Consider the following 14078-nt stretch of genomic DNA (forward strand, 5'->3'; position numbering starts at 1 on the left):
AGCTTCGATCCGAAAGCCGCTAGACTTCCGCTCACGCTCTGAGACGCGGCCTCGCCGAAGCCGCACCACTACCCTCTCGCCCGCCTATCCTCGGAGAACTGCCGTCATGGTCAGCGCCACGGAACCCCGCCTCTTCTGCGTCCCGCCGCCCCCCGAGGGCGACCTCGACGGCCAGCGCGTCAATTCTCCGGACGGCGCCCCTCCCGGCCCGTGGACCCTCGAGACCGCCTATCGCTACTGCGAGCGCATGGCGACCACGCACTACGAGAACTTCCCGGTCGCCTCGCGCTTCTTGCCGGCACACCTGCGGCCCAACATCATGGCGATCTACGCGTTCGCCCGCACCGCCGACGACTTCGCCGACGAGCCGCGCTTCGAGACCCGCCGGGTCGACGCCCTCGATCGCTGGGAGCAGCTGCTGGTCGCCGCCTACCACAAGGAGATCCAGCACCCGGTGTTCTTGGCCCTGCGCGACACGGTGCGCCGCCACAACATCCCGATCGGCCCGTTCAAGGCGCTGCTGACCGCCTTCCGCATGGACCTCACACAGAAGCGCTACGGCACGTTCGCCGAGCTGCGCCACTACTGCAAGCACTCGGCGCACCCGGTCGGCCAGCTCGTGCTCTACGTCCACGGCCACCACGAGCCCGAGCTGCACCGCTTCAGCGACGAGATCTGCGCCGCCCTGCAGATCGCCAACTTCCTGCAGGACCTGAGCGTCGACACCCCGCGCGGCCGCTGCTACCTCCCCGAGGAGGACCTCGTCCACTTCAACGTCAGCCGCGAGGACCTGCTGGCCGGCCGCCACACCCGCGCCTTCAAGGAGCTGATGGCGTTCTCGGTCTCGCGCTGCCGCAGCATGTTCCTGCGCGGCTACCCGCTGATCCGCCGCGTCGAGCCCGGCCTGTCGATGGAGCTCGAGGCGACCTGGCGCGGCGGCATGGCCATCCTCCAACGCATCGAGGACCTCGACTACGAGGTGCTCGCCTTCCGCCCCACCCTCGAGAAGCAGGACATGCTCGGCATCGCCGCGCGCTCGATCTTCTCGTTCGGCCGCCGCTTCCTCCGCGGCGAGGTCTAGTCGGCCCGATGACCCAGCTCATGGAACTCGCGCGCACGATCCCCGGCGGCGCCGTCGCCCTGTGGCGGCGGCTCGTGCAGCGCTCCAACTCGAACTTCAAGTTCGCGTTCCTGTTCCTGGGCCCCGAGCAGCGCGCCGGCCTGCAGCAGGTCTACGAGTTCTGCCGCGTCGTCGACGACATCGTCGACGAGCGCGAGCCCGGCCCCGCCGGCGAGGAGGCGGCCCGCCGCGCGCTGGCCGGGTGGAGCGCCGAGGTCGCGCGGATCTACGGCGACGCCTACGTCGACGACGACCCCCCGCACACCGAGCTCGGGCGCCAGCTGGCCGAGAGCAACAAGCACTTCCACTACCCGCGCGACGCCTTCGACGAGATCATCGCCGGCGTCGCCATGGACCTCGACCGCAGCACCTACGACGACATGGAGCAGCTGCGGCTCTACTGCTACCGCGTCGCCTCGTGCGTCGGCTTCCTGTGCGTGGCCCTGTTCGGCGACCAGCGCGGCGCGGCCCGCCGCTACGCCGAGCACCTCGGGCTCGCGCTGCAGTACACCAACATCCTCCGCGACGTCGCCGAGGACGCCGCCCGCGGCCGGATCTACCTCCCGCTCGAGCTGCTGCACCGCCACGGCCTCGAGCCCGACGACATCTTCAACTACCGCTACGACGGCCGGTTCGTCGGCGCCGCCGCCGACTTCGCCGCCGCCGCCGAGCGCGAGTACCACGCCGCCTGGGCGCTGCTGCCGGAGATCCCGCAGCGCCGCCTCCTGCCCGCCGAGATCATGGGCCGCACCTACTACGAGATCCTGCAGGAGATCCGGGCCCGCAACTACAACGTGTTCACCCGCCGCGCCTCCCTGCGCCGCCGCGACAAGCTCCGCGTCGCCTTCCTCGCGCTGGCCCGCGCCGGCGCCTCTGTCTTGTCCTGAAGGCCTGTCCTGAAGGGCCTGTCCGCACGGACCTGCCCTGACGGACCTGCCCTCTCGGTACTGTCCTCCCAGTCCTGTCCATTCGGACCTGTCCTCTCGGCCCTGTCCTCTTCATCATGCCCGAAAGCACCCGCAGCGTCATCGTGATCGGCGGCGGCCTCGCCGGCCTCTCCGCGGCTGTGCGCCTGGCCGAGGCCGGCCGCGTCGTCACCCTGATCGAGGCCACCAAAGCCGGCGGCGGCCGGGCCCGCTCGTTCCACGACGCCACGCTCGACCGCGAGGTCGACAACGGCCAGCACCTGATGATGGGCTGCTACCGCGAGACGCTGGCGTTCCTGCGCACCATCGACAGCACCGACGGCGTCTACTTCCAGAAGAACCTCGCGGTCACGATGGTCAAGCCCGGCGGCAAGCGGCTCGAGCTGCAGTGCCCGGCCCTGCCCGCGCCGCTGCACCTCGCCACCGGCCTCCTCACCATGCGCGGCCTCGGCGTGCTCGACAAGGCCGCGGCCCTGCGCGCCGGCCTCATGCTGCGCGGCGAGGTCCAGCGGCCCGACGACAACGAGACCTGCGACAGCTGGCTGCGTCGCCTCGGCCAGACGCCGACCCTGCGCAACGCCTTCTGGGACCCGCTGATCTGGGGCACCCTCAACGACGACCCGCTCGTGTCCTCGGCGGCCATGTTCACCGCCGTGCTCGACCGCGCCTTCCTCACCAGCCGCGACGCCTCCCGCCTCGGCGTGCCCAAGGTCCCGCTGTCGCGCCTCTACGTCGAGCAGGCGCTGGCCTACCTGCGCGCCCGCGGCTGCGAGCTGCGCCTCGGCGAGTCGGTGCGTGCGCTCGAGGTCACCGGCGCCCGCGTCACCGGCGTCACCCTCAAGTCGGGCGACACCCTCCAGGCCGACGTCGTCGTCTCGTCCGTCCCCCCGCAAGCCTTTTTGGACATGCTCCCGGGGACATTGCCCAACCACCCTGTCTATCAGGACATCGCCCGCCTGCGCCCGTCGCCGATCGTCAACCTGTGGTTCTCGGTCGACCGCGCCCCGTTCGAGGACCCGTTCATCGGCCTGGTCGCCGGCCCGCTGCACTGGATGTTCAACCGCTCGCGGATCGAGGGCGAGGTCGGCGGCGAGGTCATGATGAACTGCACGATCAGCGCCGCCCGGGCCTGCGTCGACGACCCGCCCGAGACCCTGCAGGCCCTGCTGCAGTCCGAGCTCCAGCGCTACTTCCCCGCCGCCGGCCCGCAGGGCCCCGAGATCAAGCGCTTCAAGGTCATCAAGGAGAAGCGCGCCACCATCTCCCACGCCGCCGGCACCTACCACTGCCGCCCCGAGGTCACCGGCCCCGTCCGCGGCCTCTACATGGCCGGCGACTGGGTCCGCACCGGCCTCCCCGCCACCATCGAGTCCGCCGTCCAGAGCGGCCACGACGCCGCCAAGGCGATCCTCACCGGCGAACGCAACTGACCCCGCCCCGAGGTCACCAACTACGAAGCGCCTGCGATGGCGTCGAGCCCGCCGTCCACGCTTCTCGCTCGGACTGTCGGCGAGCCTGCCGCGGCCTGTTCCGCGGGCGCACCGGCGCTGCTCGTCGGCTGGCGCCCGCGCTGCAGTTGAGCGACCCTCCCGTCGTGCCGCTCGCCGTCGACCTCCGCCCCGCGCCCGAACACCTCGCCGAGGCCTTCCGCCGCGTGCGCGCGGCCGGCCACGCCGACGAGCCCGCGGTGCTCGTGCACGACCTCGAGCGCCTGCGGGCCAAGATCGCCGACGTCGCCGCCGCCTTCGCCGCCCCGGGCGCGCTGCACACCCTGGCGATCAAGGCCAACCCGCTCGTCGGCGTCCTGCGCGTCGCCGTCGCGGCCGGGGCCGGCCTCGAGGCCGCCTCGATCGAGGAGGTTCACCTGGCCCTTCGAGCAGGTTGTCCCCCCGACCGGATCGTCTTCGACTCGCCGGTCAAGACCGAGGCCGAGCTCGCCGAGGCCCTGCGCCTCGGCCTGCGGATCAACGCCGACAACTTCGCCGAGATCGAGCGGATCGCCGCCCTCCACACCCCGGCGAGCACCAGCCGGATCGGCCTGCGGGTCAACCCCGAGCTCCCCGAGGCCGCCCTCGCCCTCACCAGCGTCGGCCACCGCGGCAGCCGCTTCGGCGTCCCGCTGTCGCAGGGCCCCGCCATCGTCGACGCCTTCATGCGCCACGCCTTCCTCACCGGCCTCCACGTCCACATCGGCTCGCAGGGCGTCACCATCCCCGAGCTCGTCGACGGCGTCGCCCGGGTGTGGGAGCTCCGGCGCGAGCTCGTCGCCGCGCGACCTGTCCCGATCGACATGTTCGACCTCGGCGGCGGCCTCCCGGCCCAGTACCGCGACGACGCCGCCCGGCTCACCCCCGCCGCCTACGCCGCCGCCCTGCGCGGCGCCATCCCCGAGCTCTTCACCGCCGGCGTCCAGCTCGTCACCGAGTTCGGGCGCTCGATCCTCGCCGACTGCGGCTTCGTCGTCTCGCGCGTCGAGGTCACCAAGCCCGGCCCCGTCGCCGTCCTGCACGTCGGCGCCGACCTGCTCCTGCGCCGCGTCTACCGCCCCCACGAGTGGCACCACGACTTCCTCGCCCTCGGCCGCGACGGCCGGCTGCTCGGCGGCGAGCCCGTGCCCACCACCCTCGCCGGCCCGCTGTGCTTCGGCGGCGACCTGCTCGCCCGCGACCTCCCGCTGCCGCCGCTGGCCGCCGGCGACCACGTCCTGATCCGCGACACCGGCGCTTACACCCTGTCGATGTGGTCGCGCTACTGCAGCCGCGCGATCCCGCTGGTCGTCGGCCTCGACGGCCCCGAGCTCGCCGTCCTCCGCCCGCGCGACCGGATCGCCGACGTCGTCGCCTTCTGGGGCGGCTGACCGGCCCCGCCTGCCTGGTCCTTCGCACATGGCCAAGAGGACATGCCCGCGCGCACATGTCCTCTCCAACATGCTTGATGCGACATGCCCTTAAGATCGCGGCGCTAGAGCGCGTGCTGTTGGTCGCAGCGCGCCAGCACCTCCTCGCTCTCGAGGCTGTCGGTGACGACGATCAGGGTCCACGGGCGCTGGCGGTCGAAGATCCAGTCCAGCAGGGCCGCGCGCTGCGGCGCGGCGAGATCGAGGCGGTCGAGCCCGAGGTCGATCAGCAGCAGCCGGGGCCGGGCGACGAGCCCCCGCACCAGCACCAGCCGGCGGATCTCGCTGTCGGAGAGCAGCCCGCCGTCGCCGTCGGCCGTCAGCATCTGGCTGAAGCCGTCCGGCAGCGCGAGCACCGTGCGGCGGAGATCGACGAGATCGAGGAGCGCGTGGACCTCGTCGAGGTCGCCTGACCAGTCGCTGCCGACGATGTTCTCGAGCAGGCTCGCGCCCACGATCTCGCCGCCGCGGACCAGCGCGACGTGCTCCCGGAGGCTCTCGAGCTCGAGCTGCGCGACGTCGCGGCCGTCGAGCCGGCCGGACAGCGTCGCCGGCGGGGTGCGGTCGTAGAGGCCGTAGAGCAGGTCGAGGATCCGGCTGTGGCCGTCGTGGCCGCCGACCAGCCCCACGCGCTCGCCGGGCTGAACGGCGAGCTGCGTCTGTTCCACCGTCAGCTCGACCGCCATCGGCCGCGTCGACTCCGGCAAGACCTCGCCGCCGCGCGGCTCGAGGTCGGCGTCGAGCGTCCTGCCCTGGGTCGTGACCGCGGCCACGCCCTCGTACACCGGATCGAGCTGCTGTCCGAGGTTGCGGACGCCGGCCCCGATCTGGGACACCAGCACCGACGCCGCCACGAGCTGGCCCAGCGTCAGCTCGCGCGAGAGGACGAGCCATCCGCCGATCGCCAGCACGCCCACCGTCGCCAGGACCTCGAGCGCCGCGCCGGTGACGACGTGGCGGAGGAACGCCGAGTAGTAGTTCCCGCGCGCGCGCAGCCAGTCGCGCAGCAGCACCTCGCCGTGCGCATCGGCCAGCGCCCGCCCGCGCGGGTCGGAGAAGACGAGGCGCATGTTCCCGACGTCGTCGATCCAGCGGAACAGCCACCACTTGCAATTGGACTCGCGCACCGCCCGGGCCTCCGCGCCGCGCCCGGACAGCATGACGAGGGCGATGCCGATCAGCAGCACCACGTCGAACGCCAGCAGCAGCGGGTGGTAGAACGCCAGCAGCACCAGGCTCGCCACGCTCACCATCACCAGCGAGGTGCCGTCGAGCAGCAGCGACCAGAAGTCCTTCTGCAGGATCGGCATGTCCATGAAGCGGTTGCACAGCTCGCGGTTCGAGATCTGCTGCCGCGACGCCCGCGAGGTCCGCGGCGTGCGGCGGATCCAGTCGATCACCCCGCGCACCCACAGCCGACGGTTGACCCGCTCCGCCACGATGAACTGAAGCACCCGCAGCACCGCGATCGCGCCGAGGGCCACCAACAGCATCGTCGACAGGATCAGGATCGGCTGCACCATCACGTTGACGGAGATGGTGTTGACGAGCGCCTGGGCGGAGATCGGCACCGCGAGCGAGACGACCGCCATCACCGCCCCGTACACGCTGATCACGTAGACCTCGCGCCGCTCGAGCACGAAGGTCCGGACCAGGCGGACGAACTCGCTCGGCGGGTGCGACAGCGCCGAGAGCGTCATCTTCGGCTCGATCGCCAGCCACGGGTGGGTCGTCCGCGGCCCGCCGCGCGGCTTCAACCAGGCCATCAGCGTCGTCGCCCGCATGCGCTGGCGGCGTTCGCTGTCGCCGTCGAGCACCACCAGATCGAGCGCGCCGTACCGCGTGCCCAGCAGCACGACCCAGCGGTCGCCCAGCGACGTGAACGCCGGCGCGTCCAGGGCACACAGCCGCGACAGCTCGTCGGCGGTCTCGACGTCGAAGCGCGCCACCTTCAGGCCCGCCTGGCGGACCGCCCGCGCGGCCGCGACTTCCCACGGCTGCGGGCTCGGCTCCGGCTCGCTCGTCATCACCGGCGCCACGAGCGTCTGCCCGGTGGCCGCGGCCAGCAGCTCGAACACACGCGCGGGGATCGGGGTGGCGTCATCCATGATCATGGTGCGGTCTTCGCCTCTCGATGCACTCGCCCCCGTGCGTCCGGAGGTCGTGTTGGTGGTCGCAGCGGGCCAGCAGGTCGCGGCTGTGGACGCTGTCGGTGACGACGACGACGGTCCAGGGCCGCTCCCGGTCGAAGATCCAGTCGAGCAGCGCGGCGCGGCGCGGCGCGGCGAGCCCGAGGCGATCGAGCCCGAGATCGATGAGCAAGAGCCGCGGCCCGGCGACGAGCGCCCGCACCAGCACGAGCCGGCGGATCTCGCACTCGGTCAGCGGGCCCGCGTCGCCGTCGGGCAGCAGCTCCTGTTGCAGCCCGTTCGGCAGCCGCTGCAGCGCGGGGTGCAGGTCGACCAGGTCGAGCAAGAAGTCGAGCTCGACGCGGTCGCCCGACCAGTCGGCGCCGACGATGTTCTCGAGCGCAGTCGTGCACACCACCTCACCGCCGCGGACCAGCGCGACCTGGTCGCGCAGCACCTCGATGTCGAGCAGGTGCAGGTCATGTCCGTCGAGCCGCGCCGACAGGTCGGGCAGTCGCGCGCGGCCGAACAGCCCGTAGAGCAGGTCGAGCACCCGGCTGTGGCTGTCGCTCGCCCCGACCAGCGCCGCGCGCTCGCCGGCCTCGACCGACAGGACGATCACGCCGGCGCCGTCGACGAGCTCGACCTCGAGCGGTCGCGCGAGCCGAGGCAGCGCCTCGCCGCCGCTCGGCTCGAGATCGGCGTCGAGGGCCTCGCCCATCGTCGTGACCGCCGCGATGCCCTCGTAGATCGGATCGAGCTGACGGCCGAGGCGCCCGACGCCCGCGCCGATCTGCGACACCAGCACCGACGCCGCCACCAGCTGGCCGAGATCGAGCTCGCCGTTCATCACCAGCCAGCCGCCGATCGCCAGCACCGAGACGGTCGCCAGCACCTCGAGGCCGGCGCCGGCGATGACGTGGCGGAGGAGCCGCCGGAAGTAGCCGCCGCGGGCGTGGAGCCAGTCGCGCAGCAGGAACTCGCCGCGGGTGTCCGCGAGCGCGCGGCCGCGCGGGCCGGCGAAGGTCAGGCGCCCGCCGGCGACGTCGTCCATCCACGCGAACACGGCCCAGCGCGCCGTCGCCTCGCGCTTGGCGCCTGCGGTCGCCCCGTGGCCGACGAACACCACGACGCAGATCCCCAGGATCAGCACCGCGTCGAAGGCGAGCAGGACCGGGTGGTAGAAGGCCAGCAGCACCAGGCTCGCCAGCATCACCAGCACCAGCGACGAGCCGTTGAGCAGCAGCGCCGCGACGTCTTTCTGCAGGAGCGCGACGTCGAGGAAGCGGTTCGCCAGGTCGCGGTTCGAGGCGACCTGACGCGACGCTCGTGACGTCTGCGCCGTGCGCCGGATCCAGTCGGTCGCCCCGCGCACCCACCAGCGACGGTGGATCCGCTCGACGGCGACGAGCTGCAGCACCCGCAGGATCGCCACCGCGCTCAGCACGATCGTCAGCAGCACCGCGAGGACCGCGATCTGGTGCACCATGAAGGTCGCCGAGATCGTGTTCACCAGCGCCTGCGTGGCGAGCGGGACGGCCAGCGAGGCGACCGCGATGGCGACCCCGTAGACGAGCACGGCGTAGATCCCCCGCCGCTCGAGCCGCAGGGTTCGCAGCAGCCGCCGCGCCCCGCCCGGCGCGTGCGACAGCGCCGAGTACATCAGCCGCGGCTCGATCGCCAGCCACGCCACCGGAGAGGTCGCGCCGTGCTCCGCGAGCCAGCGGGCCAGCGCCCGCCCGTCGAGGTCCAGCCTCTGCTCGCCGAACTCGTCGGCGACGCACAGCTCGAACACACCGCCGCGCGCCCCGAGCAGCAGCAACCAGCGCTCGCCGACCCGGGTCATCGCCGGCGACTCGAGCGAGCGCAGGCGGCCCAGCTCCTCGGCCGTGAGGCTGAACCGGGCCGCCTTGAGCCCGGCGCGCCGGGCCGCCCTGGCGACCGGCTCGACCCAGTCCTCACCCACGAAGCGGACGCTGCGCGCGGCCTCGTCGGCCCCCTGGAGCGTCAGCTCGTGGCCGGCGGTCTCGGCGAGCAGCTCGAGCACGCGAGCGAGGCAGGCGGGGGCTCGAGTCTTGTGATGGGTCCTCGGGAGCATGCGTGTGAGGGCGAGGCAACAGAAAGCCCTGCCATGGGTCCACGGTCGTGGGCCCAGGCGCGAACGGAGGCGCTGGTTGTTCGGAGGACCTGCGAAGGCCCAATGCGCGGCCGGACACAGCCTCGGCGGCGTACCGCGATGCGTGTCACGAGGGAGCGGCGATGTCCTGACGGTTCATGATCCCTTCGCTGCCGACGCGGGCCGGAATTGGCCGTGACGCGCGGCAGGCGACGGGACGAGGCGATCAGGACGCCGTCGGGGGCCCGCGAGCGTACCGCCCGCCCACTCGGCGAGCGCGGTGCAACGTGCACGGAGCCGGCAGCGGCCAGGCCGCGAAGACGCGCTCTTCTACCAGCAGGAGCTCGTCGAACGGGCCGAGGGCCGGGTCCTCATCGTCACGGCGAGCCGAGCGCTCGGGCGAGTCTTGCTGCCGTGAAATGACGGGGACGTCATGGAGGCTGACCGAGATGCTCTCGTCGTCGCCGCTGCGTCCCAGCGCCCAGGCCGTGCATGGCGCCGAGGCGAAGAGAAGCGCGGTCGACACTGCGATGAGCAGTGCCAGCACCGATCTCCACCTTGAACCGGCGGCCAGACGCATGAACCGCGAAACTGTAGCACACGACACATCAGGCCAGCGGAGCGCCCCGGCGCGTCGATGTGAGATTTGCGGACGGGACCATGCTCAGGTCATCAGGACCCATGTCTCGAGATGCGCGCCGACACGCGCTGCCCGTCATCGGATGCGCACCGTCCTCGATACCATCCGCGACATCATGCGCCTCCGCTCGAAGCAAGATTTCCAGCTCTGGCTCGCCCGCGACGTCGAGGTTCGCGACGAGCTGCGCGAACTGATGGGCGCCGACCTCGGCGTCGACCTCGAGTCGCTCGACGCGCTCGAGTCGTTTCTCCTGGCGCGCTACCGCGATCCCGGCGCGATCCAGAAGCTCGGCGCCCGCGAGGTCCTCGACGCCGCCGCCCGTCACGTCGGCCTCGTCATGCTGCTCGCGCTCGACGGCGCCGCCTGGGCCATCGACCTCGAGGACGCGGACAACGTCTACTACCGGCTGCCCGTCATCCGCCTGGCCGACGGCGCCGAGGAGTGCCCGCTGACGATGGTGACCGCCGCGCTCGACCGCCGCACCGGCGATTACCTGCGCGGCGTCGTCGACAGCTACGCGTGAGCCCCGCCTAGTGATCGAGCATCGGCTTGCCCTCGTGGGCGACCAGCAGGTCGTGCATATCGTTCGCGTGCTCCTCTTCCTGCGCCAGGATCCGCTCGAGGAGCATGCGCGTCGTCGGATCGTTCTCGGCGAAGTAGCGGATCATCTCGCGGTACGTCTCGATGGCGATCCGCTCGGCCACCAGGTCTTCCTTGATCATGTCGACCAGGTTCTTGCCCTCGACGTACTGCGACGCCGAGCGGCTGGTCAGCCCCTCCGGGTTGAAGTTGGGCTTCCCGCCGAGCTGGTTGATGCGCTCCGCGATCCAGAGCATGTGCGCCTCTTCTTCCTGCGCGTGCTCTTCGAACTCCGCCTTCACCGCCTCGCTGGCGATGCCGGTCGCCGTGACCGCGTGGAAGCGGTAGCGGAGCACGCACACGATCTCGGTCGCCAGCGCCTCGTTCAGCACGCGGATCGCCGTCTCGACGTCGCCGCCGTAGTTGGGGGTCAGCGCGCCCTGCTCGAGGTGCTCGCGGGCTCGCTTGCGGATGGTCGCGATGTCCGTGGAGAAAGTGTTCTGCCCTGTCGTCATGGCTTCTCCATGGCACGTGCGCGGCGGCACGCATCCTCTCGCCGGCGGCCGGTCGTCACCCTCGCCGTAGAACAGGTCGCAAGGGCGGTTTTTCGGCCATCGCCGGGCTCGCCGCGGGCTTGCCGCCGGACTCCCCCGGCCGGGACGCCGCGCTCGGCGCTAGGTGCGCTCACCATGACGCCTGAGCCCGCTGGCCGCCCATCACATGTCCCGAAGACCAGACAACCGACATGTCCCGAGGGACATGTACATCCCTCACCCGGCCGCACGCAGGGGCAGCAGCTCGACCGGGAACGCGATGGGTCGCCCGCCGTCGCGGCGCAGCGGTCCGGCCAGGCGGAACTCGCAGCCGAGCAGCGCCTTGCAGCCCTCGCGGATCGCCGCGATCGCCACGTACTTCGCCAGGCACGCGTGGGGACCCTCGCCGAACAGGAAGTCGTGGTGCTCCGGCCGGTTCAGGCGGAAGTGCTCCGGGTCGTCGACGCGCTCGGGATCGAACGACGCCGCCGCGGTCGCCACCACCACGCGCGCGCCCGGCCGCAGCGTCACCTCGTTGGCTGTCCCTTTGGCCAGGGTGTAGCTCTGCCCGCAGATCCGCGAGACCGTCCGGCGCGGCGGCGAGAACCGCAGCGCCTCGCGCAGCACCGCCCACAGCCCGTCGTCGTCGCCGGCGGCCGCGGCCGCGCGGGCCACCTGCAGCGCGCCCGGGCGGTCGAGCAGCTCCCCGAGCGCCAGCGCGATGCAGGCCGCGATCGGCTCGACCCCCGCCACCAGCAGCCCGATCAGCACCTCGCGGAGGCGGCGCTCCTCGATCCGCAGGTGGGCCACGTTCTGCAGCGCCACCAGCCGCCCGATCACATCGTCGCCCGTCATCCGTCCCGACGAGCGCTGGGCCCGGCGCGACGCCACCATCGTGTCCGTGTAGCCGCCCAGCTCCGCCACCGCCGAGCGGGCCTCCTCGTGGATCTCGCTGTCGCCGGTCGGATTGTCCTCGACGTCACGGCCGATCGCCTCGACCCAGCGCACCAGCGTGCTCTCCTGCGGCCCGCCGACCCCCACGTAATCCGCCGCCACCCGGCCCGCCACCACCTGCGCCAGATCCGTCACCACGTCGAACCCGCCGCGGCCGCGCCCCGCCGTCACCGCCGCCGTCGCCGCCTCGTGGCTCACCGCCGCCACCCGGTCCGCGTCGTCGTTGCGCACGCACAGCCGCATCAGCGCCGCCTCGACCGCCGCCCGCGGCCCCTCGCGCTCGTCGAGCGAGAACCCGCCGAACAGCGCCTGTCGCCTGGCCTCGAGGGCATGTCCCAAAAACACATCGCCGCGCGACAGCACCTCGAGCGTCTCCGCGTAGCGGGTCACCAGCACGAACCCCGGCGTCGAGAAGATCGGCTGCTCGCGCTGCAGCTCGCTGAACAGCTCGCGCGGCTGCCCCGCCAGCCATCGCAGCGTCAGGGCCGTGCGCGACTCGGCCTCGCTCGCCGCGTACTCGCGGAGAAAGCTCATCGCCCCCGACGATAGCGGTCCCGCGGCCCACGGACAAACGCCCGGCCACCGTCCTCCCCGATGCGACCCCCTCGCCGCGCGGCCGCCTGCACGCCCCCGATCGCCAGCCATCCTCCCGACCTTCCTCGCAGTCGACTTCGCCCACGCCCCCTCACCCTCACCCATCAAGACCAGCATCTTCGTCCAGCGACCCTCCACCTCTCCGGCCTCCCCATCGAAGCCTGGCTCTTCGCCTGCCAACTCACCGGCTTCGACCGCCTCCCCATCGAAGCCTGGCTCTTCGCCTACCAACTCACCGGCTTCGACCGCCTCCCCGTCGAAGCCTGGCTGTTCGCCCGGCGACGAGCGGGGCCCGCGACGGCCGTCGCAGGCGGGCACGGAGCGGCGGAAAGGCAGGCGGGACGGAGCCGCGTTTCACCGCGCGCAGGCGCACAGTCCCGCGCACGCGCTGCGGACCTGTCCTCAACGCCAGGTCAGCTTCGAAGCGAGAGCGCCGAGCACGTGAAACGGGAGGGGCCCGCCGTTCGCCAGGGACCCATTCCGCCGCTCCGTGCCCGCCGTCACCCAGTTCTCCACGGCCCCGCGCCCCCAAGCGCCGACCCGCGCCTCCAAGCGTCGGCCCCGCGCCCCGCCCGTCGAAGACGCTCACCCGCGCTCCATCGCCTCGATCACCGCCGTCAGCATCGCCTCGTCCGTGAGTCCCCCTGCGACCGCGTCGGGCCGCAGCCCCATCGACTCGAGCGCCCCTGCCGTCACCGGGCCCAGCGCGATCAACTTCGCGCGCCCCAGGATCTCGCGCGTATCCGCCTCCCCGTGGGCATCCGTCAGCGTCTCCACGAAGTGGCGGGCCGTCTTCCCGCTCGCGAAGCAGATCGCGTCCGAGCCCTCGCCGCCGCGCTCCGGCGGCAGCAGCGAGCGCGTCAGCAGCTGCGGCACCTTCGGTCGGATCACCCGGTAGCCGATCACCAGGCGGTACGTCCCGCCGGCCGAGCGCACCGCCTCGCCGATCAGGTCGCGACCCTCGTCCGCGCGCACGTGCAGCCAGCGTCGCGCCAGCAGCCCGCGCGACCCCAGCGTCTCCACCAGCCCCTCCGAGCGCGCCGCCGACGGCACGATGTCCGGGCGGATCCCGCGTTCCCAGCACGCATTCGCCGTCCCCGTCCCGATCGCCGCCAGGCACTTCCCGTGCAGCGCGCGGACATCGAGCTCGAGCCCGGCCAGCGCGTCGAACCACGCCCGCACCCCGTTCGGGCTCGACAGGATCACCCCATCGACCTCGTCGAGCGTCTGCGCCGCCCCGCTGAGGGCCCCCAGATCTTCCGGCGGTGCGATGTCGAGGCACGGCACCGCCACCGCATCGGCGCCCTGGGCTGCCAGCAGCTGCAGCAGCTCGCTCGCCTGGTGGCGCGCTCGTGTCACCACCACGCGCTTGCCGAACAGCGGCCGGCGTTCGAACCACTGCGTCGTCCGTCGCAGGTCGACCACGCTGCCGACCACCATCACCGCCGGCGGGCGCAGGTTCTCGGCCTCGACGCGGTCGGCGATCTGGCCGAGCGGTGCGATCAGCGTCCGCTGGATCCCGCGGGTGCCCCAGCGGATCACCGCCGACGGGGTCGCCGGGTCGCGTCCGGCCGCGATCAGGCGCTCCGCG

The 14078-nt window shown here is 72.4% G+C and carries 10 protein-coding genes; 5 read left to right on the forward strand and 5 right to left on the reverse strand.

Going from position 1 to position 14078, the window contains the following annotated elements; genetic code table 11:
* Window positions 1–106 precede the first annotated feature (106 nt).
* From hpnC to K7C98_RS41535, 4 genes are all read left to right on the forward strand, one after another.
* Entirely contained in the window at window positions 107–1081 is a 975-nt protein-coding gene (gene hpnC, locus K7C98_RS41520) for a squalene synthase HpnC (protein ID WP_224197492.1), read from the forward strand.
* 8 nt (window positions 1082–1089) lie between these two features.
* Entirely contained in the window at window positions 1090–2007 is a 918-nt protein-coding gene (locus K7C98_RS41525) for a phytoene/squalene synthase family protein (RefSeq protein ID WP_224197493.1), read from the forward strand.
* Window positions 2008–2123: 116 nt separating this feature from the next.
* Window positions 2124–3476 (forward strand): hydroxysqualene dehydroxylase HpnE, encoded by a 1353-nt coding sequence (hpnE, locus tag K7C98_RS41530; protein ID WP_224197494.1) that lies wholly within the window; start codon window positions 2124–2126, stop codon window positions 3474–3476.
* A gap of 164 nt (window positions 3477–3640) precedes the next feature.
* Window positions 3641–4903, forward strand: coding sequence for a diaminopimelate decarboxylase (locus K7C98_RS41535; RefSeq protein WP_224197495.1), 1263 nt, complete (start codon window positions 3641–3643; stop codon window positions 4901–4903).
* 104 nt (window positions 4904–5007) lie between these two features.
* Here the strand turns inward: K7C98_RS41535 and K7C98_RS41540 are convergent, their stop codons facing one another.
* A complete protein-coding gene (locus K7C98_RS41540) occupies window positions 5008–7050 on the reverse strand; it encodes an ABC transporter ATP-binding protein (RefSeq protein ID WP_224197496.1) in 2043 nt (680 codons plus the stop codon).
* On the reverse strand, window positions 7043–9169 hold the full coding sequence (locus tag K7C98_RS41545) for a hypothetical protein (RefSeq protein ID WP_224197497.1): 2127 nt from the start codon (window positions 9167–9169) through the stop codon (window positions 7043–7045). Before K7C98_RS41545 ends, K7C98_RS41540 begins: the two co-directional genes overlap by 8 nt.
* A gap of 773 nt (window positions 9170–9942) precedes the next feature.
* Between K7C98_RS41545 and K7C98_RS41550 the strand changes: the two genes are divergently transcribed.
* Window positions 9943–10350, forward strand: a complete 408-nt coding sequence (locus K7C98_RS41550) for a hypothetical protein (protein ID WP_224197498.1) — start codon at window positions 9943–9945, stop codon at window positions 10348–10350.
* 7 nt (window positions 10351–10357) lie between these two features.
* Here the strand turns inward: K7C98_RS41550 and K7C98_RS41555 are convergent, their stop codons facing one another.
* The 3 genes from K7C98_RS41555 to K7C98_RS41565 all read right to left on the reverse strand — a co-directional run.
* Complete coding sequence (locus K7C98_RS41555) at window positions 10358–10921, reverse strand: ferritin-like domain-containing protein (RefSeq protein WP_224197499.1); 564 nt, start codon at window positions 10919–10921, stop codon at window positions 10358–10360.
* 255 nt (window positions 10922–11176) lie between these two features.
* Complete coding sequence (locus K7C98_RS41560; RefSeq protein WP_263430308.1) at window positions 11177–12427, reverse strand: cytochrome P450; 1251 nt, start codon at window positions 12425–12427, stop codon at window positions 11177–11179.
* 645 nt (window positions 12428–13072) lie between these two features.
* Window positions 13073–14078 (reverse strand): uroporphyrinogen-III synthase (locus K7C98_RS41565; protein ID WP_224197500.1); only part of this gene is annotated, 1006 nt, incomplete at its 5' end.

This window comes from Nannocystis pusilla (genome assembly GCF_020073745.1).
In the GTDB taxonomy this organism is placed as follows: domain Bacteria; phylum Myxococcota_A; class Polyangia; order Nannocystales; family Nannocystaceae; genus Nannocystis; species Nannocystis radixulma.

Bases quoted from the DNA above. Each gene is read 5' to 3' on its own strand.
- hpnC (WP_224197492.1), top strand. From the start codon at position 107: ATGGTCAGCGCCACGGAACCCCGCCTCTTCTGCGTCCCGCCGCCCCCC.
- K7C98_RS41525 (WP_224197493.1), top strand. From the start codon at position 1,090: ATGACCCAGCTCATGGAACTCGCGCGCACGATCCCCGGCGGCGCCGTC.
- hpnE (WP_224197494.1), top strand. From the start codon at position 2,124: ATGCCCGAAAGCACCCGCAGCGTCATCGTGATCGGCGGCGGCCTCGCC.
- K7C98_RS41540 (WP_224197496.1), bottom strand. From the start codon at position 7,050: ATGGATGACGCCACCCCGATCCCCGCGCGTGTGTTCGAGCTGCTGGCC.
- K7C98_RS41545 (WP_224197497.1), bottom strand. From the start codon at position 9,169: ATGCTCCCGAGGACCCATCACAAGACTCGAGCCCCCGCCTGCCTCGCT.
- K7C98_RS41550 (WP_224197498.1), top strand. From the start codon at position 9,943: ATGCGCCTCCGCTCGAAGCAAGATTTCCAGCTCTGGCTCGCCCGCGAC.
- K7C98_RS41555 (WP_224197499.1), bottom strand. From the start codon at position 10,921: ATGACGACAGGGCAGAACACTTTCTCCACGGACATCGCGACCATCCGC.
- K7C98_RS41560 (WP_263430308.1), bottom strand. From the start codon at position 12,427: ATGAGCTTTCTCCGCGAGTACGCGGCGAGCGAGGCCGAGTCGCGCACG.